This is a genomic window from Rhizobium tumorigenes (genome assembly GCF_003240565.2).
GTDB classification, from domain to species: domain Bacteria; phylum Pseudomonadota; class Alphaproteobacteria; order Rhizobiales; family Rhizobiaceae; genus Rhizobium; species Rhizobium tumorigenes.
In genome coordinates this window covers 1,862,158-1,886,419 of record NZ_CP117255.1, presented here as the reverse complement: position 1 = coordinate 1,886,419, position 24,262 = coordinate 1,862,158, and the positions used below count along the sequence as shown (strand labels likewise).

Here is a 24,262-nt window from a genome sequence, read left to right as displayed (position 1 = left end):
TGCTACAGCCGCGTGACAGGCCGGCGCGGCGGGGCCGCAGCCAACAGGGCCCTCTCGGTCTATTGATGGGTCACCTCTTGATCGCTGCCGACTTTGCTGCTTGTTTCGTCACCGAACTGGCGGAGACGTGCGATGCGTTTGAGAGCGAAGATCGGGCTGGTATTGGCGGGGGCCACAATGGCGGGCGTGGCAGGTGCCGCCGCCTGGCTCGCAGTCGCACCACCCGATCTGCTGAGGGTAGCCGATGGCTATGCCGCCAAGATAGTTTGCTCCGGCGTCTTCATTTCGGGCCGGGATCCCCAGGCTATCCTCTCCGAAGACGTGCAGGCGCCCGGCAATCCGGCGCTGAGGCTTGTTCGCCTCTCTATTTCCCGAGACGAGGGCGTCGTCTCTGCCCGGATGCTCGGCCTGTTTGCTCCCAATTTCGCCGTCTATCGCGGGCCGCTCGGTTGCGCCAGCGTGCCCGACGGGGACATGAAGATGGCCGCACATTTGTCGATGCCTCGCGTTCCGGTCGTGACGGGACGGGATGCCGACTGGCCGGACGGCGATAACGCAGCCGGCGAACCCAATGCGGCTATCGCTGATATGATCAAGGATCCTGCCGTTGGCGGGCCCGGGATGCGGGCGATCGTGGTCATCAAGGATGGCAGGCTGGTAGCCGAAAGCTATGGCAAAGGCTTCGATGCCGGCATGCCGCTGCTCGGCTGGTCGATGACCAAGACTGTCAATTCAGCGATTATCGGGCGCCTCATGCAGGCGCGGCGGATGTCCTTCGATGATGCCGACCTGCTTCCGGAATGGCACGGCGACGGCCGATCGAAGATCACGGTGGCAAACCTCCTGGCGATGGAAAGCGGCCTTGCCTTCAACGAATCCTATGGCTCGGTCACCGATGTGACGCGGATGCTCTTCCTGGAGCCGGACATGGCGGCGATGGCTGCAAGTGCGCCGCAGGTCTCTCCTCCAAAGCAGGAATTTCATTACTCCACGGGGACTGCGGTGCTGCTGTCGCGGATCTGGATGAACAGGTTCGACAATCAGCATGCGGCCCGGGACTACCCCCACGATGCCCTGTTTGCCCCGCTCGGCATGTCGAGCGCCGTGCTGGAGGCGGACGAGCACGGCACCCTTGTCGGCGGATCCTATCTCTACGCGACGGCCAGGGACTGGGCGCGGTTTGGGCAATTCCTGCTTCAGGATGGCGTCTGGCATGGGCAGCGGTTGCTACCGGAGGGCTTCGTGGGCGCGATGCGGACGCCGACGAAAGCATCCAACGGGATATTCACCCAAGGCCAGGCGTGGTTGTCAGCCCCGGGCGGTGGAAGCCGGCATTTCGGATTGCCGCTGGATACGTTCTGGCTGGTTGGTCATGACGGGCAGAGCGTTGCGATCGTGCCGTCGGCCAATATCGTTGTCGTTCGCCTCGGACTTACTCCGGACGAATTGAACTACCGGCCTCAGATTCTTGTGCAAAAGATCGTCGATGCGCTCAAAACTGTAAAAACCTGACGGGAACCTCAGTAGTTGCCGTTGGCGACGTTGGTCATGCCCTTGTTCTTGGCATCGTAGTAATAGCCGCGCGCGTAAAGGGCGACTGCGGTGTCGAGCTTGTTGTCGGCCACCATCCATGCACCGCGCAGATACTTTGCGGCATACTTGATGTTGGTCTCGGCATCGAACAGGCCGGAGGCGGGGCCGTCGTAGCCCATGGATTTTGCCGTGTTGTACTTGATCTGCATCAGGCCGAAATAGCCGCGATTGTTGAAAGCCTTCGGGTCGTAACGGCTTTCGCGGTGCACGACGCGGTGGATCAGTGCTGCAGGCACCTGGTAGAGTTTCGCATATTTCTCGATCAGCGTGGTGATGTGGCCTTTTTCCTCGGAGGACACATTGTCATCGCTTCTCTCTTCCAGAACGGCGGGCACGATGCTTGGGCCTGTCGTGTCGAAGTTGAAGTCGTAATGAAGACGGTTGTCAGCGTAGGTGAGGTTTGCAGCCTGAGAGGGGGCGGCATAGGCAACCTGGGTTGCGGTGAAGGGGCTGGCCTCGCCCGGGCGCGGTGTCGGCACGACGGCCTGGATCGCCACCATTTCCGGCGTCATCGGGATTGCGTTGCCGCTTTCGACCAGCGCCGAGCCCGAGGCCGGGGTCTGCGTGAGATCGCCGGGGCGGGAAGGATTTGGTGTGGGAATGGCAACGACCGAAGGAACCAGCATATCGTCCGAAGATGCATAGGCGGCTGACGCCGAGGTATTTGCCGACGGATCACCGGTGACCGAGGCAATCGCGACCTGCGCTTCGCTGCCCTTGCCGGATTTTCCGACAGGTTGCCCCATGCGGTCCTGCATATTCGAGGCCTGGGCAGCCGGAAGGCGTGGGCCCGTCACTATGGCTGTCTCGGTCCCTGGCAGGCGGCCGGATTTTGAAAGGGTCGCTGTCGCCTGTGGCTGGGCCTGCGACACAATCGCCGTCGTGGAGCCGGGCGTTGCAGTTGTGGAAACTTGTGCCGTCGATGTCGGGTGGGGGACGTTCGTCGTCGTATGAGAGAGATCGGCCTGGGCTGTCTGCTGCTGGGTGCTGGCACAACCCGCGAGGCCACCGCAAAGGATTGCCGAGACGGCGACGCTGCGCTTCAGGCTCGTAAATCCGCTGGCTATCATGCTGTCTCTTTCGAAAATTGCGTTCCACCTGCGATGCAATTCGGTCACAGGGGAATTAAATTATGAACGCCAATTAACCTATTCGTGACAGCCCCGCAAGGTGGGACGGCGACTAAGCCGCCATTCGCCGGTATCCGGCCGTTACGGCACCGGCCGCAATCAGCAACGTTCCCCCTGTCCTGTTGACCGCACGCTGCACGCTGGCCTTGCGGATGTAGCCCCGCGCAGCGTCGGCGAGCAGGCCATAGAGAAACGCATTTAGGGCTGCGAGGACGAGGAAAGTTGCTTCCAGAATAAGGGTTTGCGGCAGAAACGGTTTGCCGAGGTCGAGGAACTGCGGAACGAAAGCGATGAAGAAGATGATGCTTTTGGGATTTAGCGCCGTTACAATATAGGCGTGCAGGAAGATCTTGGACGATGTTTCCTCGGGAAGGTTATCGTTGTCGCCCATCGGCCCGGTCACGACAGTGGCGCGCCAGAGCTTGATACCGAGGAACATCAGGTAGGCTGCGCCTATCAGTTTGAGCACCGTGAACAGGCCTGCCGAAGTTGCCAGCAGGGCACCGAGGCCGGCAAGCGAGGCGGTCATCGCGGTGAAGTCGCCGAGCGTCACCCCGGCGACGGTTGCGAGCGTCGTGCGCCGGCCGTGGCCAAGCGCGTACGATATCACCAGCAGGATCGTCGGGCCGGGGATCGCCAGCATAACGGCAGAAGCGGCGGCGAAGGCAAGCCAGGTTTCAACGGACATCGAATCATCCTCATCCCATCCGCCACCAGCGAAGACATCGTCTTCACGCTTCGTCAATCATCCTTCGCGGTATTGCTGGCCAATGTGCTCCATCACTTCGCCGAACCACTTTGCCGACATGTCGAACTTCTTGCCGCCCTTGATGCGCGGGAACTCGATTGTACGCAGCTTCCCGCCCTGGCCTTCGTCATGGCCTGTGACGCCGGAGACCTTGTTGAGGGCGCTTTCGACTGCGAGATCGACCATGCCCTGGATCAGCCTGAGATCGTCGATATTGGCCGGCGCCGAGCGGGCGAAATAGCCGGATTTCTGGACCATGGACCGATCGGCATCGAGAAGGGCTGCAAACTGCTTCTGGAACCAGTTGCCCACGTTGATGCTGTCGAGCTTCACGTGGCCGAAGGCGTCGCGCTTGATGTTTTCGCCGGCAGCCTCGCGCTCGGCGATGATGGCATCGACACAGGCACCTTCGGAGACGAAGAGCGTCACATGGCCGTTCTTGTCCATCATCTCTTTCAGCCTGGCGGCCTCGGAATGGATGTCGAAAGCCATCTCCGGCAGGTAGAGACCGTCGATACTCTTCATCGCGGCGTTGGTCATCATGCCATCGACATATTCGTTGGCGCTGGTCTTCTGGATGTAGGCGCGCGCCGTTGCTGCCGTCAGCCAGCCGCAGCTGCGGCCCATGACCTCATGGATGACCAGCGAGCGCGGTGCCGCCGTTTGCTCGTTGCTGACATTATCGAAGAAGTGGGCGCCGACTTCGGCTGCCGTCCAGGCGCCAAGCGACTGCCGGATCGGCACGACGTCGTTATCGACCGTCTTCGGTAGTCCGACGACGGTGAGGTTGTAGCCGTTGGCGCCGAGGTAGGCAGCGAGATCGGCTGCCGTCGTGTTTGTATCGTCGCCGCCGATGGTATGGAGGATGGTGACGCCGTCGGATGCAAGCCGTTCTGCAGCGACACGCAACGGGTTCTCGCCTTCCTTCACCATCCCACGCTTGACGAGGTCGGCAGCGTTGGTCAGCTTGACGCGGCTGTTGCCGATCGGCGATCCGCCATAGCGATGCAGCAGATGCGCCTTTTCACGCATGGCGGGGGTAATTTCAATCCGGTCGGCGGTAAGCACACCCTGGTAGCCGGAGCGATAGGCAATCAACTCGATGTCGGGCGCTATGTCCGTGTAGCGCTCTATCAGCCCGCCAACAGCGGACGACAGGCAGGGCGCGAGCCCTCCGGCGGTGAGCATTGCGACTTTCTGTCTGGCCATGGTTGCCTCCTTGCAAGGTCAGTGCGTCAACTCGGTGTTGCCTGATGGATGCGACAGGCAGGCAGGGCTGTAAAGTAAAGAATTTACGAATGGCGCGCTTTGCGTCCAAGCCAGACGACGAAGGCGACCAGCATCGCGAAGCCCACGGTCTCCAGTCCGACATGCTCGCCAAGGACGAGGGCGGAAATGCCGAGCGTAAAGAAGGTCTGCATCAGCTGGACCTGCGCCACGCGGCCGATGCCGCCGATCGCAAGTCCTGCATTCCAGAAGAGAAAGCCGGCAAACATCGACATCAGCCCGAGATAGGCGAAGGCGCCCCACGCTGTCGCCGTTGGCGCGTGAAAACCGCTCGAGGCTGTGATCGCGGTGCCGATGAGCGATATCGGCAGCGTCACGACCAGCGCCCAGCAGATCGCCTCCCAACCCGACAGGCTGCGCGAAAGCCTGCCAAGCAGGACATAGCCCAGCGCCACGATGACCGCGGCGGCAAACAGCCAGAGGTCGCCGGGCTGCATCTGGAAACCGTTCTGCGTCACCGAGAAGCTGACGACCAGCGTGGCGCCGATGACGCCGCAAATCCAGAACAGTATCCCGGGCCGCTCCCCGTCGATGAGAGCTGCAAAGATGGCCGTCAACAACGGCAGCAGGCCGAGGACGACGGCGCCGTGGCTTGCCGGAATGGTTTGCATGGCGATCGACGAAAAACCGGGAAAAGCGAAGACGACGCAGAGGCCGGCAGCGAACAACTGGCCGAAGTGACCGCGCGGTAGCGGCCGGCGCAGGACGAGCAGCGTCGCGATGGCCGCAGCGGAGGCGACCAGCGCGCGGCCGAAGGTAATGAAGGCCGGGGAGAAGCCGTTCAATGCTATATGTGTCAAAGGCAGTGTTGCGCTGAATATCAGGACGCCGATCAGCCCGAGGGCGAGGCCGAGAAGTTGCGGTCGGTCTGCAAAGGGCATGAAGGCTCCGGGGACAAAGGTGACACCAGCGCTGACAGGCCGGAGCGCGCCTGTCCAATTCATTTGCCTTATGCGCAGAACATCGAAACCGATGGGAGCGGCATTTATGGTTAGATCATTACCTATTCGTGAAAGGTGTTTTCAACGCTGCGGCCAATGGTCAGCTTGCATTCGCAACCATTCTTTGATCAACGTGTTGCTTCTTCTTTAGGGTAATCGGGATCGTCATGTCTATCTGGGAAAAGCTGCTGAATGCCGTCGGCACTGCGGGGAATGCCCTGTCAGGCGTGGTCGAAGCCATCCGGACGTTGTTCGAAGGCGACCCCGAAACCCGCCGCAAGGTGGCGTTTTCGGTCGCGATCATTGCGCTTTCCGCCAAGATGGCGAAGGCTGACGGTGTCGTAACCGAGAACGAAGTCAATGCCTTCAGGGAGATCTTCGACTTTCCGGATGACCAGGCGAAGAACGTCGCGCGCCTCTATAATCTTGCGCGCCAGGACGTGGCTGGTTACGAGGCCTATGCCGAACGTCTGGCGACGCTGTGCGTCACGTGCAGTGAAAACTGCCCCGTGCTCGAGGACGTGCTGGATGGCCTGTTCCATATCGCCAAGGCTGACGGGTTGATCCACGAGAAGGAAATCTCGTTCCTCGCCCACATCGCCGAGATCTTCCAGATGAACGAAGAGCGCTTCGAGCAGATCATGGCGCGGCATGTTTCCGGCAACGGGCGCGATCCCTACAAGGTATTGGGCGTCAAGCCTTCCGACGATTTCCCGACGATCCGCAAGCGCTACCACGGCCTGGTCTATGAACATCATCCCGACCGCCTCGTATCGCGTGGCGTGCCCGAGGAGTTCCACGTCATCGCCAACGAGCGGATGGCGGCACTGAACGCTGCCTACGAGGAAATCGAGAAGGAACGCCGCGCCGCATGACGTCGTTTGCGGCTGACTACAGCGGTGCCCTGGTGCAACCGTCCCCGAACCACGGCGAGCGGGCAGGTGGGCGGAAGCCGGATATGATCCTGTTGCACTACACCGGCATGGGCACGGCCGATGGCGCCCTCGACTGGCTCTGTCGGACGGAAAGCCAGGTCTCGAGCCACTATTTCATCCATGAAGACGGCCGGGTGCTGCAACTCGTGCCCGAAGCGCGTCGTGCCTGGCATGCGGGCAAGGGTGTCTGGCGCAAGGAGAACGATATCAACTCGCTCTCCATCGGCATCGAGATCGCCAATGCAGGCCACCCGGGCGGCTTGCCACAATTCCCCGATGCGCAGATCGATGCGGTCATCGAATTGTGTCGCGATTGCGTCGAGCGCTGGTCCATAGCGCCGGAAAGGGTGCTCGGTCACTCCGATATAGCACCCATTCGCAAGGTCGATCCCGGCGAGCGCTTTCCGTGGGCAAAGCTGCATGCGGCAGGGGTCGGTCACTGGGTCAATCCATCGCCGATATCCGGGGGGCGCTTTTTCCAGATGGGCGACAGCGGGCAGCCGGTCGAGGCGCTGCAGTCGATGCTGTCGCTCTATGGTTACGGCACGGAAATCAATGGCGATTTTTCCGCAGCCATGGCCGGCGACGTCGAGGCTTTCCAGCGGCATTTCCGCCAGGAACGGGTCGACGGGATCGCCGATTTCTCGACCATCGATACGCTGCATCGCTTGCTGCGCGCGTTACCGCACTTCGCCTGAAGATTGCGCCTGTCCGATTGTCTTTTGGATGCCTGCTTGCGGCTTGCGGCATCGCAAAAGGCCGCAGATCCGGACGCTGCCACAGCATTTCCCTATTATCTGCGCATTGCGATGGTCTAACGGCGCCGATGAACAGCGGCGCTGAACCGTTCACTTATCCGGAACAGCAGCCGTAGACGACAACGTGGATCTTTGCGGGAACTGGCCATCGAGATGGCTGTCCCGACGGCAGGGCAAGCGCCATGCGCCGCCGCTGCGATCCCACCCGGAGACGAGAGACTGAATGAAAAATTTGATTGTTGCGACGGCGGCATGCGCAAGCATGTTGCTGATGGGATACGATTGCGCTTTTGCAGGCCAGCACCGGGTCAGGGTCGAGACGAAATCGTTCAAGACACTCGGCCGCAGCATCGGCTACGCCAGGCAGGATGCAACGGCTAGCACCGCCAACACAGACGCTCCGGGGCCGAGCGACAATCGCTATTCCGAGATCATCACCAAATATGCCAAGCAGAACGGCGTCGATGTCGCCCTGGCAACTGCAGTTATCAAGATCGAAAGCAACTTCAACCCGCGTATGCGCGGCAGCCATGGCGAGGTCGGGCTTATGCAGGTGAAGCCGGCAACGGCGCGGATGATGGGTTATTCCGGCTCGGTCAAGGGGCTTGCCGATCCCGATACCAATATCCGCATCGGCATGAAGTATCTGGCCCTGGCGCAGACGCTCGGCGGTGGCGAGACCTGCAATACCATCCTCAAATACAATGCCGGCCACGGCGCGACCCGCATGAACCCGGTTTCCAAGCGGTACTGCGGCAAGGTCCTGGCGCTTCTCGACTAGGCGGCAAGTGCTTGAAGGCGAATTGTTTATCAGGTGAACTTCATCTGGAAATCCAGCCGATTGTCATGCTATCGATTCCCGATATCGATGGAGACCTGACATGGCAGCGGATTTCAAGTTCATCGTCATCGGCCGCGGCATGATGGGGGCGGCGGCTGCTCGCCACCTCGCCCGCCAGACGAACGGCGTCGCCGTGATAGGACCTGACGAACCCGCGGATCGGAAGGTCCACAGCGGCGTCTTCGCCAGCCATTACGACGAGGGTCGTATCACCCGGACGATCGATCCGGATCCGAACTGGGCCTTGCTGGCAAACCGGTCGATTGCGCGCTACCGCGAACTGGAACGGGAAAGCGGCATTGCCTTCTACTCCCAGGTTGGCTGCCTTGCGGTCGGGCCGAGGCAGGGTGGCGCAGATGGCTATATCGATCAGGTCGCCAAAGCTGCCGTGGCTCTGAAAGTGCGTACCGAGCGGTTTGATGACGAGGGCCTGCGCGCCCGGTTTCCGTTCTTTGCGTTCAATCGCGGCAGCGAGGGCATCTACGAACCACAGGGTGCCGGCCATATCAGCCCGCGCCGGCTGGTGAAGGCGCAATCGCTGCTTGCCGAAAAGGTCGGAGCGAAGGTGCTGAAAGAGACCGTAGTATCGATCCGCGACGAGGGCGGCCGTGCCGTGGTGACGACGGGAGAGGGTAGCGTCTACCGGGCGGAGAAGGCGCTGCTGGCTGCCGGCGGGTTTTCCATCGCCGCCAGCCTGTTGGCGGCTCCGGTCGAGATGATTGTTCGTGGCCGGACGATTGCCTATTTCGAGATCAGCGAAGCCGATGCCATGGCGCTCGGAACCATGCCGTCGCTGATCACCAAGGGGCCGGATGACATCGACAGTATTTATCTGCTGCCGCCGATCCGCTATCCCGACGGCAAGTACTACCTCAAGATCGGCGGCGATCCCGACGACTACGACATCAGCAGCGACGCCGAGATGCGCGCGTGGTTTCGCACCGATGGCCGGGCCTCGGTACGCGATCACCTGACGCGGATAGTTCGACGACTGGTTCCCGATTTGCGGCCCCTGTCGATATCGTCGGGCGCCTGCGTCACCTCTTTCTCACCGTCGACCTATCCGATGATCGGCTACACGGCGTCGCCGCGCATTGCCGTCCTGACCGGCTGCAGCGGCACGTCGGCAAAGAGTTCGGATGAAATCGGCCGGCTTGGTGCGGAATTGCTGCTGCAGGGTCGAATCAACGACGACGCCTACAGCACGGATTTTGCACCACATTTTCGCCAGTGAAAGGATTTGCCTCCCGTCTTTGGATTTAAGGTGGCAATTGCCGACGGCCTCGGCTAATGAGCGCCTACCAGTTGGCCGGGCAGCCGCGCTTCACAATGTCGAAAGGCGGTGGGGTGAGGAAAGTCCGGGCTCCACGGAAACACGGTGCCGGATAACGTCCGGCGAGGGTGACCTCAGGGAAAGTGCCACAGAAAGTAAACCGCCCGGTTCCGACCGGGTAAGGGTGAAAGGGTGGGGTAAGAGCCCACCGCGTCTCTGGTGACAGCGACGGCATGGTAAACCCCACCGGGAGCAAAACCGAATAGGGATGACGCGGTGAGCGCAAGCTCACCAGCCTGTTTCCGGGCCTGTCATCCGGGTGGGTTGCACGAGGCGGCACGCAAGTGTCGTCCCAGATGAATGGCTGCCACGTTCCGACTTCGGTCGGGGCCTTACAGAACCCGGCTTACAGGCCAACTGGTAATTTTTTTCGAGCACTGCGGTGGCGCCTCGCGCCCTTTATTTGCGGTCGCTAATCGATAGTCAAATGTCCAATTTTTTCAAGCGATGCGATCGACGCCCAAGCGTTCGCGGCGGGCAAATGCCGCACTTCCTAACCTTTCGTTAAGCTTAACGGCCTATGAATATGAGGGACTGCAACCGGCTTCCGCAGGCCGCATCCCATTGACGCCCATATGGTCCCATGGTATCCCAAATTCGCACTGCAAAGGGGCAAATCGAGGCCCAATCATCGCAAAGCAAAGGTCGAGCTCCTCTCGGGGAGACCGGGAAGGCAATTGTTTTTCCGGCGGGCGAAGATCTGTGTGATGGCGGCAGTGAATGTGGGCGAATGATTTTCGCGCGACCAATGGAAACGGGTGTTTCGCGTCATGAAACGCTTCCTGTCGAACGCGACAAACAAGATCGATGCCAAGGGCCGGGTTTCCGTGCCTTCGGTATTTCGATCGGTGCTGTCGGAGCGCGCCATTCCGGAGTTGTACTGCTTCCAGGATTTCGTGTTTCCGGCGATCAGCATCGGCGGACTGGATCTGCTCGACCGGTTCGAGCAACAGATTGCGGCGGAAGATCCTTTTTCGTCGCAGGCGAATCAGATGTCGCTCCTCATCCACGGGGGCGGGGTGTTCATGAAGCTCGATGCCGAAGGGCGGTTGATGGTCACGGATTTCATCCGCGATTTCACCGGAATCACCGACGAGGTGACCTTCGTGGGTCGGGCGGACTACTTTCAGCTTTGGGAGCCGCAGGCGTTTCAAGCCCTGCAGGCAACCGCAAGAGAGGAGCGCAGGCTGGCGGGCATGCGTTCCTGATACAACGAGGGGACGGAATGGAAGCTCAACCTGGCGGAGATTGTGCTGAAGCCGGTAGCGGGCCGCTTCGTCATATTCCGGTTCTCCTAGCCGAAGTCGTAAGGGCGCTGGAGCCTGCGCCCGGCAAGGTAATTCTCGACGGAACTTTCGGGGCTGGTGGCTATACGTCGGCGCTGCTGGAGTTGGGTGCCGATGTGATTGCGCTCGACCGCGATCCGACGGCGATTGCGGCAGGCCAGTCGCTGGTCGAAGCTCATCCCGGCAAACTCACTCTCATTCACTCGCAGTTCTCTCAGCTGGCAGAGCACGCACCGGAGGGCGGTCTCGACGGCATCGTTCTCGATATCGGCGTGTCCTCAATGCAGATCGACGAGGCCGAGCGCGGCTTCTCGTTCCAGAGGAACGGTCCGCTCGACATGCGCATGTCGGCCAAGGGCGTCTCTGCTGCCGACGTCATCAACAATGCCAAGCTCGCCGACCTGATCCGCATCTTCGTCTTTCTTGGCGAAGAAAAGCAGGCGCCGCGCATCGCCCATGCCATCGAGAAGCGTCGCGCCGAAAAGCCTTTCGAGACGACGCGTGATCTTGCAGGACTGATCGAGCTGGTGACACCCCGTAAGGCCAAGGACAAGATCCATCCGGCGACCCGTGTCTTCCAGTCGCTGCGCATCTTCGTCAACGACGAACTCGGTGAACTGGCCGAAGCGCTGTTTGCCGCCGAGCGGGCTTTGAAACCCGGCGGCCGCCTCGTCGTCGTCACCTTCCATTCGCTGGAAGACCGGATCGTCAAGAAGTTCCTCACAGATCGTTCGGGCCGCTCGACGGGGTCGCGCCATATGCCAGTCGTACACGAGCGGGCGGCGACTTTCGATGCCATCGGCAAGCAGGTCGTCTCAGCCGGCGAGGTCGAAGCCGAGCTCAATCCGCGTGCCCGTTCGGCCAAGCTGCGTGCTGCTGTGCGAACCGCTGCGCCGGCGGAAGCAGCCGACGTTTCGATTTTCGAGCTGCCGAACCTTGCCACTCTTGCAAAGCTTGGAGGTTGAGATGCTGAAGACCTTCGATATCGTGCTCATCGGCGTCATGACCACTGCGGCAGCCGTGACCTACACCATCAAGCACCGCGCCGAGCTCAAACTCGAGGAGGTTCATCACCTCGAATCCGAGATCAAGCTTGAGAAGGATACCATCGAGCTGCTGAAGGCCGACTGGGCGCTGGTCGTGCAGCCGAACCGCCTCGAGCGTCTGGTCGCCAACTATAACAGCGAACTGCAGCTGCAGCCGACACTTTCGACATCGCTCGTGCAGCCGAACGAACTGCCCATGCTGCGCAGCCAGCTACCGCAACCCCCGGGTATCATGGACGGCAAGCCGACCGCAAAGCCTGGCCCATCCAAGGGCGACGACAGCGATGCCGATATCCGCAAGGTTATTGCCGACGTGGCGGCCAAGCCTGCGCCGAAGCCGGTCGCAAGGCTGGCACCGGCCAAGCATGGCAAGTCCGGTGTCGACGATATCAAAACGGGATCGGTGAAGCGCTGATGTCTTTTCTGTCCCGCATCATGCTCTTGAAGAGCAAGGCACATTTTTCTGCCGGTAACAATGGAAAGCCAGTCGACGCGCTCGCCAGCGCTGTTGTCGAGGGATCGCGAAAGCGCAAGACAGGCCAGGCGAGGAGCCGCGTCCTGTTGTTGAGCGTGAGCTTCGGCGTCGTCTACTGCATCATCGGCGCGCGACTGGTCGAGTACGGCACTGCCATGCCCGACACGGTATCGAGCATTCTGCCGGCCGACAGGCTGATGGCCTCGCGGCCCGACATCGTCGACCGTAACGGGGCGCTGCTGGCGACCGACATCCGCACCGTGTCGCTGTTTGCCGAGCCAAACAAGATCGTCGACGTCGACGATGCCGTCGAAAAACTCTCGACCGTGCTGCCGGATCTCGATCTCAAGGGCACCTACAAGAAGCTTTCGACCAACACGTCGCACTTCGCCTGGCTGAAGCGCCAGCTGACGCCAAAGCAGCAGAGCCAGATCCTGGCGCTCGGTATTCCCGGCATCGGTTTCCGGCCTGAAAAGCGCCGCTTCTATCCCGGCGGCCCGACGGCCTCGCATATCCTCGGCTATGTCAACATCGACAACCGCGGCGTCATGGGCATGGAAAAGTACATCGACGACCAGGGCCTTGCCGATCTCGCCGCCGTCGGCATGACCAGCAATGAGCCGCTTGAGCCGGTCAAGCTGTCGATCGACGTTCGCGTCCAGGCCATTGCCCGCGATGTCGTGACCAAGGCGGTCGTCAACTTCAAGGCCAAGGGTGGCGGCGCCATCGTCCTCGACGTCAAGACCGGCGAAGTCATCGCCATGGCGTCGGCCCCCGATTTCGATCCGAACGAGCCGAACGCAAGTGCAGCCGAAGGCTGGCTCAACCGCATGTCGAACGGCACCTTCGAAATGGGGTCGACCTTCAAGACTTTCACGATGGCGATGGCGCTCGACAGCGGCAAGGTGACGCTTCGGGACGCTTTCGATGCCAGCGCGCCGATCCGCATCGGCGGCTTCGTGATCCACGATTTCCATGGCCAGGGCCGCGTACTGACAGTTCCGGAAATCTTCCAGTATTCGTCCAACATCGGGACGGCGAAGATCGCCGATCTCGTCGGCATCGACGCCCACAAGGAGTTCCTGACGCGCCTCGGTCTCTTGACCCGCATGCCAACGGAACTGCCCGAGGTGAAGACGCCAAGCCAGCCGAAAGTCTGGAAGAAGATCAACTCGATCACCATCTCATTCGGCCACGGCGTCTCGACGACGGCGCTGCAGACGGCTGTGGCCGGTGCGGCGCTGGTCAACGGAGGCAAGCTCATCGAGCCGACCTTCCTGCCGCGCACCGCAGAGCAGGCCGACCTTGTGGCTAAAACCGTTATCAAGAAGAGCACCAGCGACGATGTCCGCTTCCTGCTAGACTTCAATGGCTCCAAGGGTTCCGGTCGTGCCGCCCGCGTTCCCGGCTACGATGTCGGCAGCAAGACCGGCACGGCGGACAAGGTCGTCAACGGTCGCTACTCCCACACCGCCAACTTCAACACCTTCCTCGCAGCCTTCCCGATCGACAATCCCCGCTATGTGGTCATGAGCTTTTGCGACGAACCGTTGACCGGCGAGCACGGGGGCACGATTTCTGCCTATACGGCAGCCCCCATCGCGCGCGATATCATCGCCCGTTCGGCAGCGATTCTCGGTGTAAAACCGAAATTCGGTGAGGGCGGCTCCGCCTTGCTGGTGTCTTATTGAGATTGAATGGATAGCGCGGTCGATTCGCGTGGGGCGGGCAGGCCTAGAACAAAGAAGTAGACGCCATGAAATTGCGTGATCTCGTCGGGACCGAGTTTCCCGAGTTGAACGGACCGGTCGGCGGCTCGCTGGGCGACATCGACATCACGGGTCTTTCCGCCGACAGCCGGCAGATTACGCCGGGAATGGCCTTTGTCGCGGTTGCCGGCAGCAAAGCCGATGGCGCCGCCTTCGTTGCCGATGCTGCTGCGCGCGGCGCCGCGGTAATTTTCGCCCAGCATGTAGCCGATACCGATAAGGTTCCCGTTGTTGCCGTGTCCGAGCCGCGCCGCCTGTTGGCGCTGGCAGCCGCGCGCTTTTTTGGGCGCCAGCCGGAAACCATGGTCGCCGTCACGGGTACGGCCGGCAAGACCTCCGTTGCCTCCTTCACCCGCCAGATCTGGGCACATGCCGGAAGCACCGCCGCAATGATCGGCACGACCGGCGTCATCTCCCCCAGCCGCAACGACTATGGCTCGCTGACGACGCCGGATCCGGTGTCGCTGCACAAACTGCTGGCCGAGCTTGCCGACGAGGGCGTGACCCATGCCGCGATGGAAGCATCCAGCCATGGGCTTGACCAGTTCCGTCTCGATGGTGTGCGTCTCAAGGCTGCTGGCTTTACCAATCTCGGCCGCGATCACATGGACTATCACCCGACCGTGGAGGCCTATATGGCCGCCAAGATGCGGCTGTTCGATACGCTGCTGCCGCAGGGATCGCCGGCCGTTATCTTTGCCGACGACGCATGGTCGGATCAGGCCATAGCCGCAGCCCGGCAGGCAGGCCACGACATCCGCACCGTTGGCCGCAAGGGCAATTTCCTGACGCTGAAGCGGGTCGAGCATTCGCGCCACAAGCAGGTCGCCGAGGTGCATTTCGGCACCGAGATCTTCGAGGTTCACATTCCGCTCGCCGGCGATTTCCAGATTGCCAATGCGCTGGTTGCAGCCGGCCTTGCGATCTCGACCGGCGTTCCGGCAGCCGTGGCGATGCAGGCGCTGGAAAAACTCCAGGGAGCTTCCGGTCGTCTTGAGCTGATCGGCCAGACGCGCAACGGCGCGCTTGCCTATGTCGATTACGCCCACAAGCCGGATGCGCTGGAAAACGTGCTTGCGGCTGTGCGACCCTTTACCACCGGTCGTGTCATCGTGGTCTTTGGCTGCGGTGGCGACCGGGATCGCGGCAAGCGGCCGATCATGGGCGAGATCGCCTGCCGGCTGGCCGACGTGGTCATCGTCACCGACGACAATCCGCGTTCTGAACAACCGGCTGCCATTCGCGCCGAAATCATGGCTGCGGCCACCTCAGCTACGGAAATCGCGGACCGTGCCGAGGCTATCCGCGCCGCAGTCGACATGCTGAAGGCCGGCGATACGCTGATCGTGGCCGGCAAGGGGCACGAGGAAGGCCAGACGGTCGCCGGTGTCACCTTGCCGTTCTCGGATCATGCGGAAGTGCGCCGGGCACTAGGGGAGACGACAACTTGAGCTGGCTTTGGACAAGCGAAGACCTGATCGACATCATGCATGGCCGGCCTGTTGGCTCGTTGCCGGCGGGTATTACGGGAATTTCCATCGACAGCCGTTCGATCGGACCGGGCGAAGCCTTCTTTGCCATCAAGGGCGACCGCGTCGATGGGCATGATTTTGCGAGCATGGCGATGGCCAATGGCGCGTCGTTGCTGGTTGTCAGCGAAGCGCGGCTGCCAGCGCTCGGGCGCCTCACCGTGCCAATGATCGTCGTCGAGGATGTGCTGGCGGCATTGACCACGCTCGGCATCGCCGGCCGGCATCGGTCGCGCGCAAAGATCATCGGCGTTACCGGCTCGGTCGGCAAGACCACGACCAAGGAGATGCTGCGTCACGTGCTTTCGCCCTCCGGCAAAGTCCATGCCTCGGTCGCCTCCTACAACAATCACTGGGGTGTGCCGCTGACGCTGGCGCGCATGCCAATCGATACCGACTTCGGCGTCTTCGAGATCGGGATGAACCATCCGGACGAAATCAGACCGCTGGTGAAGATGGTCCGCCCGCATGTGGCGATCATCACGACGGTGGCTGCCGCCCACCTCGGCAACTTCAAGAGCATCAAGGAAATTGCCGCCGCGAAGTCGGAGATCTTCGAGGGTCTCGAGCCTGACGGAGATATCATCCTCAACCGCGACAGCGACCAGTTCTCGTTCCTTGAGCGCCAGGCGCAGGCGCTCGGCATCACCCGGATCTACAGCTTCGGGCAGCATGCCAAGGCCGACTTCCGGCTGGCGGAATTCAACGGTTCCGACGAGAAATCGGCCCTTTGGCTGACGCTCGGCAGCGAGACGTTCGAGATCGCCATCGGTGCGCCCGGTCGCCACATTGCCGAGAATGCGCTCGCCGTGCTCGGCGCCGTAACGCTGGTCGGCGGCGACCTCGACAGGGCCATCGAGGCACTGGCGACGCTGCAGCCGGAAAAGGGCCGCGGCAAACGCCACAGGCTGACGATCGGGGCGGGCACCTTCACGGTCATTGACGAAAGCTACAATGCCAACCCCGCCTCCATGCGCGCGGCAATGGCGCTGCTGGCAACGGGTGCCGGTGATGGTCGCGGACGCCGCATCGCCGTCCTTGGCGACATGCTCGAGATGGGCGAACATGCGCGTAGGGTGCATGCCGATCTGGCGGGTCCGCTGATTGCCGCGGGGATCGAACACGCCTGGCTCTCCGGGCCGGAGATGCTGGCCCTGAAAGAGGCGCTGCCTGAAACAGTGCATGTCGAATATCGCGAGACGACGGAAGAGCTCACCGCCTTCGTTCTTTCCTCGGTTGCGCCCGGCGATGTGCTGATGATCAAGTCGTCGCTCGGGATCGGGTTCGGCAAGATCGTGGCGGCTTTGCTTGACAAATTTCCTGCAGTTTCCGACACGAAGCCGCAAAGCTAATTGAATTTTGACCCGAGAAAGGGCCCTGGATGCTGATCTGGCTCGTCGACCTCTCTGAACATGTGAAATTCTTCAATCTGTTCAGATACATCACGTTTCGCACCGGCGGCGCCCTGTTCACCTCGGCACTGATCGTCTTCCTGTTCGGACCGAGAATCATTGCATCGCTGCGCCTTCGCCAGGGCAAGGGGCAGCCGATCCGTGCCGATGGACCGCAGACGCATTTCAAGAAGGCCGGCACGCCGACGATGGGCGGGCTGATGATTATCGCCGGTGTCGTCGGTTCCTGCCTGTTGTGGGCCGATCTTTCTAGCGTCTATGTGGTGGCGGTTCTCCTGGTAACGCTCGGCTTCGGCGCAATCGGCTTCTACGACGACTATCTCAAGGTCACCAAGCAGAGCGACAAGGGCTTCTCCGGCCGCAAGCGCCTTTTGATCGAGTTCGTCATTGCGTGCATCGCTGTCTATTTCATGATGCGCTCGGCGCTGGCATCGGGTCCGGCCGGATCGACTTTCGGCTCGTCGATCGCCTTTCCTTTCTTCAAGGACTTCATGATCAATCTCGGCCTGTTTTTCGTGCTGTTCGGCGGCTTCGTCATCGTTGCGGCCGGCAACTCGGTCAACCTGACGGATGGCCTCGACGGTCTTGCTATCGTTCCGGTAATGATCGCAGCGGCGTCGTTCGGCGTCATCGCCTATCTCGCCGGCAACGTCGTGTTCGCCAATTACCTGCAGATCAACTTCGTGCCAGGGACCGGCGAACTTTCCGTCGTGCTCGGGGCGATGATCGGGGCGGGGCTTGGCTTCCTGTGGTTCAACGCGCCGCCAGCCGCCATCTTCATGGGCGACACCGGCTCGCTGGCGCTGGGTGGCATGATCGGTACGGTTGCCGTCGCCACCAAGCATGAGATAGTCATGGCGATCATCGGCGGATTGTTCGTCATGGAAACCCTGTCGGTCATCATCCAGGTCGGCTTCTTCAAGATGACCGGCCGGCGCGTCTTCCTGATGGCGCCTATCCACCACCATTTCGAGAAGAAGGGCTGGACGGAAAGCCAGGTCGTCATCCGCTTCTGGATCATCGCCGTCGTGCTCGCCATGGTCGGCCTGTCCACACTGAAGCTGCGATAGGATACACATGATCCCGGTCACCACGCTCAAGGGTAAAAAGGTCGCGTTGTTCGGGCTCGGCGGCTCGGGCCTCGCCACGGCCCTGGCGCTGGTGGCTGGCGGCGCTGAAGTCACCGCCTGGGACGACAATCCCGACAGCGTTGCAAAGGCGTCGGCCGCTGGGGTTCCCACGGCCGACCTTAGAACAATCGACTGGGCAGGGCTGTCGACCTTCGTGCTGTCGCCGGGCGTGCCGCTCACCCATCCGAAGCCTCACTGGACCGTTGACCTCGCCCGGTCGGCAGGTGTCGAGATCGTCGGCGATGTCGAACTGTTCGTTCGCGAGCGTCGCGCCCAAGCGCCGGATTGCACTTTCATCGCGATAACCGGCACCAACGGCAAGTCGACGACGACGGCGCTGATCGCCCATATTCTCAGATCAAGCGGTCGCGACACGCAGATGGGTGGCAATATCGGCACCGCCATCCTGACGCTCGATCCGCCGCAGGCCGAGCGCTACTATGTCATCGAGTGCTCATCCTACCAGATCGATCTCGCCCCGACGCTCAATCCCTCGGCCGGTATCCTCCTCAACCTGACCCCCGATCATCTCGACCGGCATGGAACCATGCAGCATTACGCCGATATCAAGGAGCGCCTTGTGGCCGGCAGCAGCACGGCGATCGTCGGGGTCGATGACAGCTTCTCGACAGTCATTGCCGACCGCATCGAACGCGCCGGCGGCACGGTGATGCGCATCTCTCGCCGCCAGGTGTTGTCGGACGGTCTCTATGCCGACGGTAGACGGATTGTCCGCGCATCGGCCGGAGAGACGGATGCCATTGCCGATCTCGACGGCATCCAGACATTGCGCGGCAGCCACAACGCCCAGAACGCCGCAGCGGCAATCGCCGCCTGCCTGGCGGTGGGCGTATCCGTCGAGGATATCCAGTCCGGCCTCACATCCTTTCCAGGACTGAAGCATCGTATGCAGCCGGTGGCGCGGCGCGGCACTGTCGTGTTTGTCAATGATTCGAAGGCGACCAATGCCGAGGCCGCAGCGCCGGCCTTGTCGAGCTACGAGCGGATCTACTGGATTGCCGGCGGCTTGCCGAAAGAGGGAGGCATCGCCTCGCTCGCGCCGTTGTTTTCCCGTATCGCCAAGGCATACCTGATCGGCGAGGCGGCACCGCAGTTTGCAGCGACGTTGGGCGAGGCCGTGCCATACGAGATTTCCGGCACGCTTGATCGCGCCGTTCTGCACGCGGCTGCTGATGCGGCGATGGATCAGGGCGTCAGCGCTGCTGTCATGCTATCACCGGCTTGCGCAAGTTTCGACCAATACAAGAACTTCGAGGTCAGAGGGGATTCCTTCGTCGCACACGTGTCGGCGCTGGAAGGGATCACCATGCTGATCGGTTCGCCAACAGGAGGCGCATGAGATGGTAAGCCGCGTAGACCGTGGGGCCCTGGCCGACTGGTTCTGGACGATCGATCGTTTTTTCCTCGGGATTTTCATCCTGCTTCTCGGCATCGGCTTCATGCTGTCGTTTGCCGCGTCACCGGCAGTGGCAACCCGCATCGGGCTCGAGCCCTTCCACTTCGTCAAGCGCCATGCCGCCTTCCTCATCCCGGCAGTCGCCGTGATGATCGGCATTTCCTTCCTGACGCCGCGTCAGGTGCGCCGGACGGCTGTGATCATTCTCGTCGTATCGCTGGCGATGATGCTGTTTGCGTTGTTCTTCGGCGTCGAGGTCAAGGGCTCGCGCCGCTGGGTCAATCTCGCCAGCCTGTCGATCCAGCCTTCGGAATTCATGAAGCCGGCCTTCGTCGTCGTCTGCGCCTGGCTTTTTGCCGAGCATGCCCGCCAGCCTGAAATTCCCGGCAACCTCTTTGCCATCATTCTGTTTGGCATCGTTGCCTCGTTGCTGGTCGCCCAGCCCGACCTTGGCCAGACCATCCTGACATCGGCCGTCTGGGCCGGCATGTTCTTCATGGCCGGCATGCCCTGGCTGTGGATCTTCGTGCTCGGCGGCATGGGGGTGGGTGGTCTTTTCAGCGCCTATTACGTCTTCCCGCACGTGGCGCTGCGCATCGACAAGTTTCTGACCGGCGAAGGCGATACCTTCCAGGTCGATACAGCCCGCGAGGCAATTGTGCGCGGCGACTGGTTCGGCGTCGGTCCGGGCGAGGGTATCGTCAAACGCATCATTCCCGACGCCCACACCGACTTCATCTTTTCGGTGGCTGCGGAAGAGTTCGGCATCATCTTCTGCATGTTCCTGGTCTGCATCTTCGCGGTCCTTGTTCTTCGCGGACTGTCTCATGCCTACCGTGAGAAGAACGACTTCAACCGCTTCGCCGTTGCCGGCCTGGTGCTGCAGATCGGCATCCAGTCCATCATCAATGTCGGCGTGAACCTGCAGTTGCTGCCGGCCAAGGGCATGACCCTGCCGCTGATCTCCTACGGTGGTTCGTCGATGATTGCGATCTGCGTGACCGCAGGCTTCATCCTGGCGCTGACCCGTCACCGACCGGAGAAGCGCATGCAGGAGCGCAGCCTGTTTCGCGTAACCCACGGCGTTCCGGCGGAGTGATGCGATGAGCAAGGGCATCATTCTTCTCGCCGCCGGTGGCACCGGCGGCCATGTCTTTCCAGCCGAAGCGCTGGCCTACAAGCTGCGCGACCGAGGCTACTCCGTGCATCTGGTCACCGACAGCCGCGCCGAGCGCTATGCGGGCTCCTTTCCAGCCGACGAGATCCATGTGGTGCCGTCCGCAACGATCGGCTCCAAGAACCCGGTCAATCTCGCCCGCTCGCTCTGGACACTCTGGACTGGCATGCGCGCAGCCCGAAAGCTGATCCGCAACATCGGCCCGCTTTGCGTCGTCGGTTTCGGCGGTTATCCAACGATTCCCCCGTTGCTCGCCGCGACACGCATGGGCGTGCCGACCGTCATCCACGAGCAGAATGCCGTGATGGGCCGCGCCAACAAGGCGCTGGCCGGCCGCGTGAAGGCGATTGCCGGCGGCTTCCTGCCGGACAATGGCGGTGCGTACCCGGAAAAGACGGTGACCACCGGTAATCCCGTGCGGCCGGCGGTCATCGAGGCAGCCAAGACGCCCTATCATCCATCCGGTCCGGATGAGCCATTCAATCTCGTCGTCTTCGGCGGCAGCCAGGGCGCGCAGTTTTTTTCCAAGGCAATCCCGACGGCCGTCAGCCTGCTGGAAGAACCGTTGCGCAACCGGCTGCGGATTACCCAGCAGGTCCGCGTCGAGGACATGGAGACGGTCAACAACTGCGTCGTGCACCTGCAGATGGGTGCAGCCATTGCGCCGTTCTTCAACGACATGGCCGAGCGGATTGCGGCTGCCCACCTCGTGATCTGCCGCTCCGGCGCCTCGACGGTCTCCGAACTTGCGGTCATCGGCCGACCGGCGATCCTGGTGCCTTATCCCTATGCGCTCGACCACGATCAGGCGGCCAATGCCGCAGCGCTTGCCGCCAATGGTGGAGCCAAGGTCATTGCACAGTCGGAGCTCTCGTCGGAAAAACTGTCGGCGATCTTGCGCGGCTCGATGAATTCGCCGGAAAAGCTCGCCAAGATGGCCGCTGCTGCGAAATCGACGGGGAAGCCGGACGCAGCAAACTTGCTCGCGGATCTTGTAGAGGCTATTGCCGACAAACGTTCAATTGCAGAATTCAAGGGGGCAGGCGCATGAAGCTGCCTAAGGCCATCGGCCTCGTACATTTCATCGGCATCGGCGGCATCGGCATGAGCGGCATCGCCGAGGTGCTGCACAATCTCGGCCACAAGGTGCAGGGCTCGGACCAGGCGGACAGCGCCAACGTCCAGCGCCTGCGCGCCAAGGGCATCGAGGTTCTCATCGGCCACAAGGCAGAGAACCTGGGTGAAGCCGAAGTGGTGGTGGTCTCGACCGCCATTCGGAAAGATAACCCGGAACTGATCGCCGCGCGCGAAAAGCTGCTGCCGGTGGTCCGCCGCGCTGAAATGCTGGCCGAGCTGATGCGCTTTCGCAATGCAATTGCCATCGGTGGCACGCACGGCAAGACAACCACGACCTCTATGGTGGCGACGCTGCTCGAAGCCGGGGGGCTCGATCCGACCGTCATCAACGGCGGCATCATCAATGCTTACGGCACCAATGCCCGCATGGGCGAGGGCGAGTGGATGGTGGTCGAGGCCGACGAATCGGATGGCACCTTCTTGAAGCTGCCGGCCGACGTCGCCGTCATCACCAACATCGACCCCGAGCATCTCGATCACTACGGAACATTCGATGCAGTACGGGCCGCCTTCCGGCAGTTCGTCGAAAATGTCCCGTTCTATGGTTTCGGCGTGCTGTGCCTCGATCATCCGGAAGTCCAGACGCTGGTCGGCCGTATCGAGGACCGCAAAGTGATCACCTACGGGGAAAATCCGCAGGCAGATGTGCGCTTCATGAATGTCCGCATCGACGGCACGCGGTCGCTGTTCGACATCGAAATCCGCCGTCGTCGCACCGGCAAGGTCATCGAGATCAAGGATCTGGTGCTGCCGATGCCCGGCCGGCACAATATCGCCAATGCCACGGCGGCCATTGCCGTTGCCAACCGGCTCGGCATTTCCAACGAAGACATCGCCCGTGGCCTTGCGGCGTTCGGCGGCGTCAAGCGCCGCTTCACGTTGACCGGCGAGTGGAACGGCGTGAAGATCTTCGACGATTACGGGCATCATCCCGTCGAGATCAAAGCGGTTTTGAAGGCGGCACGCGAATCATGCTCCGGACGGATCATCGCCGTTCACCAGCCGCACCGGTTTACGCGGCTTTCGAGCCTGTTCGAGGAATTTGCCGCCTGCTTCAACGACGCCGACAGCATCTTTCTCGCGCCGGTCTACTCGGCCGGCGAGGAGCCCATCGAGGGCGTCGATTCGGAAGCGCTGGTATCGCGCATCAAGGCCGGCGGCCATCGTGACGCCCGTTATCTGCCATCACCGGATCGTCTGGCAGGAATGGTCGCCGAGATTGCAAAGCCTGGGGATTTTGTGGTCTTGTTAGGGGCCGGCAGCATAACCTACTGGGCCGCAGCGCTGCCACAGGAACTGGAAGGCCTTTCGGGTAAATCCGTATGAAGCAGGTCAATGGAGAAAAGCTGCTCGCGTCTTTGGGCGACGGCGTCAAGGATATTCGCGGACGGTTGACACCGGATGCGCCGATGGATCGCGTCACCTGGTTTCGTGCCGGCGGATTGGCGGAGCTGATGTTCCAGCCCCACGATACGGATGACCTCGTCACCTTCCTGAAGCTGTTGCCTCCGGAAGTGCCGCTGATGGTCGTCGGTGTCGGCTCGAACATCCTCGTGCGTGATGGCGGTATTCCCGGCGTCGTGCTGAGGCTTTCGGCCAAGGGGTTCGGCTCGCTCGAACTGGCCGGGGAAAACCGGATCAAGGCCGGGGCCATCTGCCCCGACAAGCATGTCGCGGCGATGGCGATGGACAACAGCATCGGCGGTTTCCATTTCTACTACGGAATTCCAGGCTCGATAGGCGGTGCGGCGCGCATGAATGCCGGCGCCAACGGCGTCGAGACCTGTGACCGGCTGGTCGAGGTCCATGCCGTCGATCGCAGCGGCAACAAGCATGTGCTGAGCAATGCCGACATGGGCTACACCTATCGCCATTCGTCAGCGTCGGCCGACCTGATCTTCACCGATGTGGTGTTCGAGGGTTACACCGAGGACAAGGCCAAGATCCGTGCCGACATGGATGCGGTGCGCAATCATCGCGAGACCGTTCAGCCGGTCCGCGAAAAGACCGGTGGCTCGACGTTCAAGAACCCGCCGGGCCTTTCCGCTTGGGAAGTCATCGACGAAGCGGGCTGCCGTGGTCTCGTCATTGGCGGAGCGCAGATGTCTTCGCTGCACTGCAATTTCATGATCAATATGGGCCAGGCAACCGGCTACGATCTGGAATATCTCGGCGAGCAAGTTCGTCGCGAGGTGTTCGAGAAATCCGGCGTCAAGCTGGAATGGGAAATCAAGCGGCTCGGAACCTTCATGGATGGCCGCGAGGTTCGCCCGTTCCATGGTGCGACGACGGAGTAGGTAAATAGCAGAGCGCCTGCT

At 61.7% G+C, this 24,262-nt stretch carries 21 protein-coding genes and 1 other RNA gene; 18 read left to right on the top strand and 4 right to left on the bottom strand.

The window, feature by feature from the left end; all coding sequences use genetic code 11:
* The first annotated feature begins 132 nt into the window (after nt 1-132).
* A complete protein-coding gene (locus tag PR017_RS09325; RefSeq protein WP_111222834.1) occupies nt 133-1,512 on the top strand; it encodes a serine hydrolase domain-containing protein in 1,380 nt (459 codons plus the stop codon).
* 8 nt (nt 1,513-1,520) lie between these two features.
* On the opposite strand, the gene PR017_RS09320 is transcribed toward PR017_RS09325, so the two are convergent.
* From PR017_RS09320 to PR017_RS09305, 4 genes are all read right to left on the bottom strand, one after another.
* Nucleotides 1,521-2,663 (bottom strand): lytic transglycosylase domain-containing protein, encoded by a 1,143-nt coding sequence (locus tag PR017_RS09320; protein ID WP_111222835.1) that lies wholly within the window; start codon nt 2,661-2,663, stop codon nt 1,521-1,523.
* Between the two features lie 112 nt (nt 2,664-2,775).
* A complete protein-coding gene (locus PR017_RS09315) occupies nt 2,776-3,411 on the bottom strand; it encodes a LysE family translocator (RefSeq protein ID WP_111223018.1) in 636 nt (211 codons plus the stop codon).
* Between the two features lie 57 nt (nt 3,412-3,468).
* On the bottom strand, nt 3,469-4,680 hold the full coding sequence (locus tag PR017_RS09310; protein WP_111222836.1) for a pyrophosphate--fructose-6-phosphate 1-phosphotransferase: 1,212 nt from the start codon (nt 4,678-4,680) through the stop codon (nt 3,469-3,471).
* 83 nt (nt 4,681-4,763) lie between these two features.
* Nucleotides 4,764-5,639, bottom strand: a complete 876-nt coding sequence (locus PR017_RS09305) for a DMT family transporter (protein ID WP_111223019.1) — start codon at nt 5,637-5,639, stop codon at nt 4,764-4,766.
* 227 nt (nt 5,640-5,866) lie between these two features.
* Here PR017_RS09305 and PR017_RS09300 point away from each other — a divergent pair, with 227 nt between their 5' ends.
* From PR017_RS09300 to murB, 17 genes are all read left to right on the top strand, one after another.
* Complete coding sequence (locus PR017_RS09300) at nt 5,867-6,574, top strand: J domain-containing protein (protein ID WP_111222837.1); 708 nt, start codon at nt 5,867-5,869, stop codon at nt 6,572-6,574.
* A complete protein-coding gene (locus PR017_RS09295) occupies nt 6,571-7,332 on the top strand; it encodes an N-acetylmuramoyl-L-alanine amidase (protein ID WP_111222838.1) in 762 nt (253 codons plus the stop codon). Before PR017_RS09300 ends, PR017_RS09295 begins: the two co-directional genes overlap by 4 nt.
* A 283-nt stretch (nt 7,333-7,615) precedes the next feature.
* Nucleotides 7,616-8,173: a lytic transglycosylase domain-containing protein gene (locus PR017_RS09290; RefSeq protein ID WP_111222839.1), complete on the top strand. Its 558-nt coding sequence runs from the start codon at nt 7,616-7,618 to the stop codon at nt 8,171-8,173.
* A gap of 100 nt (nt 8,174-8,273) precedes the next feature.
* A complete protein-coding gene (locus PR017_RS09285; protein WP_111222840.1) occupies nt 8,274-9,467 on the top strand; it encodes an NAD(P)/FAD-dependent oxidoreductase in 1,194 nt (397 codons plus the stop codon).
* Between the two features lie 67 nt (nt 9,468-9,534).
* Nucleotides 9,535-9,931: RNase P RNA component class A (rnpB, locus tag PR017_RS09280), an RNA gene on the top strand.
* Between the two features lie 405 nt (nt 9,932-10,336).
* Nucleotides 10,337-10,774: a division/cell wall cluster transcriptional repressor MraZ gene (mraZ, locus tag PR017_RS09275; RefSeq protein WP_111222841.1), complete on the top strand. Its 438-nt coding sequence runs from the start codon at nt 10,337-10,339 to the stop codon at nt 10,772-10,774.
* Nucleotides 10,775-10,791: 17 nt separating this feature from the next.
* A complete protein-coding gene (gene rsmH / locus PR017_RS09270; RefSeq protein ID WP_111222842.1) occupies nt 10,792-11,817 on the top strand; it encodes a 16S rRNA (cytosine(1402)-N(4))-methyltransferase RsmH in 1,026 nt (341 codons plus the stop codon).
* A gap of 1 nt (nt 11,818) precedes the next feature.
* The gene (gene ftsL / locus PR017_RS09265; RefSeq protein WP_111222843.1) at nt 11,819-12,313 is read left to right on the top strand and encodes a cell division protein FtsL; all 495 of its coding nucleotides are present in this window, start codon (nt 11,819-11,821) and stop codon (nt 12,311-12,313) included.
* Nucleotides 12,313-14,064: a peptidoglycan D,D-transpeptidase FtsI family protein gene (locus PR017_RS09260; protein WP_111222844.1), complete on the top strand. Its 1,752-nt coding sequence runs from the start codon at nt 12,313-12,315 to the stop codon at nt 14,062-14,064. Before ftsL ends, PR017_RS09260 begins: the two co-directional genes overlap by 1 nt.
* A 65-nt stretch (nt 14,065-14,129) precedes the next feature.
* On the top strand, nt 14,130-15,593 hold the full coding sequence (locus PR017_RS09255; protein WP_111222845.1) for a UDP-N-acetylmuramoyl-L-alanyl-D-glutamate--2,6-diaminopimelate ligase: 1,464 nt from the start codon (nt 14,130-14,132) through the stop codon (nt 15,591-15,593).
* Nucleotides 15,590-17,023, top strand: coding sequence for a UDP-N-acetylmuramoylalanyl-D-glutamyl-2,6-diaminopimelate--D-alanyl-D-alanine ligase (locus PR017_RS09250; RefSeq protein ID WP_111222846.1), 1,434 nt, complete (start codon nt 15,590-15,592; stop codon nt 17,021-17,023). The genes PR017_RS09255 and PR017_RS09250 overlap by 4 nt, the downstream gene beginning before the upstream one ends.
* 29 nt (nt 17,024-17,052) lie before the next feature.
* A complete protein-coding gene (mraY, locus tag PR017_RS09245; protein WP_111222847.1) occupies nt 17,053-18,153 on the top strand; it encodes a phospho-N-acetylmuramoyl-pentapeptide-transferase in 1,101 nt (366 codons plus the stop codon).
* Between the two features lie 7 nt (nt 18,154-18,160).
* Entirely contained in the window at nt 18,161-19,573 is a 1,413-nt protein-coding gene (gene murD / locus PR017_RS09240) for a UDP-N-acetylmuramoyl-L-alanine--D-glutamate ligase (protein ID WP_111222848.1), read from the top strand.
* Nucleotide 19,574: 1 nt separating this feature from the next.
* On the top strand, nt 19,575-20,729 hold the full coding sequence (ftsW, locus tag PR017_RS09235; RefSeq protein ID WP_111222849.1) for a putative lipid II flippase FtsW: 1,155 nt from the start codon (nt 19,575-19,577) through the stop codon (nt 20,727-20,729).
* Nucleotides 20,730-20,733: 4 nt separating this feature from the next.
* Nucleotides 20,734-21,858: an undecaprenyldiphospho-muramoylpentapeptide beta-N-acetylglucosaminyltransferase gene (gene murG, locus PR017_RS09230; RefSeq protein ID WP_111222850.1), complete on the top strand. Its 1,125-nt coding sequence runs from the start codon at nt 20,734-20,736 to the stop codon at nt 21,856-21,858.
* The gene (gene murC / locus PR017_RS09225; protein WP_111222851.1) at nt 21,855-23,270 is read left to right on the top strand and encodes a UDP-N-acetylmuramate--L-alanine ligase; all 1,416 of its coding nucleotides are present in this window, start codon (nt 21,855-21,857) and stop codon (nt 23,268-23,270) included. Before murG ends, murC begins: the two co-directional genes overlap by 4 nt.
* The gene (gene murB, locus PR017_RS09220; protein WP_111222852.1) at nt 23,267-24,241 is read left to right on the top strand and encodes a UDP-N-acetylmuramate dehydrogenase; all 975 of its coding nucleotides are present in this window, start codon (nt 23,267-23,269) and stop codon (nt 24,239-24,241) included. The genes murC and murB overlap by 4 nt, the downstream gene beginning before the upstream one ends.
* Nucleotides 24,242-24,262 lie beyond the last annotated feature (21 nt).

Excerpts from the sequence above, each read along its gene's own strand:
- murC (WP_111222851.1), top strand. The coding sequence starts at position 21,855 with ATGAAGCTGCCTAAGGCCATCGGCCTCGTACATTTCATCGGCATCGGC.
- PR017_RS09320 (WP_111222835.1), bottom strand. The coding sequence starts at position 2,663 with ATGATAGCCAGCGGATTTACGAGCCTGAAGCGCAGCGTCGCCGTCTCG.
- rsmH (WP_111222842.1), top strand. The coding sequence starts at position 10,792 with ATGGAAGCTCAACCTGGCGGAGATTGTGCTGAAGCCGGTAGCGGGCCG.
- PR017_RS09310 (WP_111222836.1), bottom strand. The coding sequence starts at position 4,680 with ATGGCCAGACAGAAAGTCGCAATGCTCACCGCCGGAGGGCTCGCGCCC.
- PR017_RS09255 (WP_111222845.1), top strand. The coding sequence starts at position 14,130 with ATGAAATTGCGTGATCTCGTCGGGACCGAGTTTCCCGAGTTGAACGGA.
- mraY (WP_111222847.1), top strand. The coding sequence starts at position 17,053 with ATGCTGATCTGGCTCGTCGACCTCTCTGAACATGTGAAATTCTTCAAT.
- PR017_RS09305 (WP_111223019.1), bottom strand. The coding sequence starts at position 5,639 with ATGCCCTTTGCAGACCGACCGCAACTTCTCGGCCTCGCCCTCGGGCTG.
- ftsW (WP_111222849.1), top strand. The coding sequence starts at position 19,575 with ATGGTAAGCCGCGTAGACCGTGGGGCCCTGGCCGACTGGTTCTGGACG.
- PR017_RS09315 (WP_111223018.1), bottom strand. The coding sequence starts at position 3,411 with ATGTCCGTTGAAACCTGGCTTGCCTTCGCCGCCGCTTCTGCCGTTATG.
- PR017_RS09260 (WP_111222844.1), top strand. The coding sequence starts at position 12,313 with ATGTCTTTTCTGTCCCGCATCATGCTCTTGAAGAGCAAGGCACATTTT.
- PR017_RS09300 (WP_111222837.1), top strand. The coding sequence starts at position 5,867 with ATGTCTATCTGGGAAAAGCTGCTGAATGCCGTCGGCACTGCGGGGAAT.
- PR017_RS09285 (WP_111222840.1), top strand. The coding sequence starts at position 8,274 with ATGGCAGCGGATTTCAAGTTCATCGTCATCGGCCGCGGCATGATGGGG.
- PR017_RS09295 (WP_111222838.1), top strand. The coding sequence starts at position 6,571 with ATGACGTCGTTTGCGGCTGACTACAGCGGTGCCCTGGTGCAACCGTCC.
- murB (WP_111222852.1), top strand. The coding sequence starts at position 23,267 with ATGAAGCAGGTCAATGGAGAAAAGCTGCTCGCGTCTTTGGGCGACGGC.
- mraZ (WP_111222841.1), top strand. The coding sequence starts at position 10,337 with ATGAAACGCTTCCTGTCGAACGCGACAAACAAGATCGATGCCAAGGGC.
- ftsL (WP_111222843.1), top strand. The coding sequence starts at position 11,819 with ATGCTGAAGACCTTCGATATCGTGCTCATCGGCGTCATGACCACTGCG.
- murG (WP_111222850.1), top strand. The coding sequence starts at position 20,734 with ATGAGCAAGGGCATCATTCTTCTCGCCGCCGGTGGCACCGGCGGCCAT.
- murD (WP_111222848.1), top strand. The coding sequence starts at position 18,161 with ATGATCCCGGTCACCACGCTCAAGGGTAAAAAGGTCGCGTTGTTCGGG.
- PR017_RS09290 (WP_111222839.1), top strand. The coding sequence starts at position 7,616 with ATGAAAAATTTGATTGTTGCGACGGCGGCATGCGCAAGCATGTTGCTG.
- PR017_RS09325 (WP_111222834.1), top strand. The coding sequence starts at position 133 with ATGCGTTTGAGAGCGAAGATCGGGCTGGTATTGGCGGGGGCCACAATG.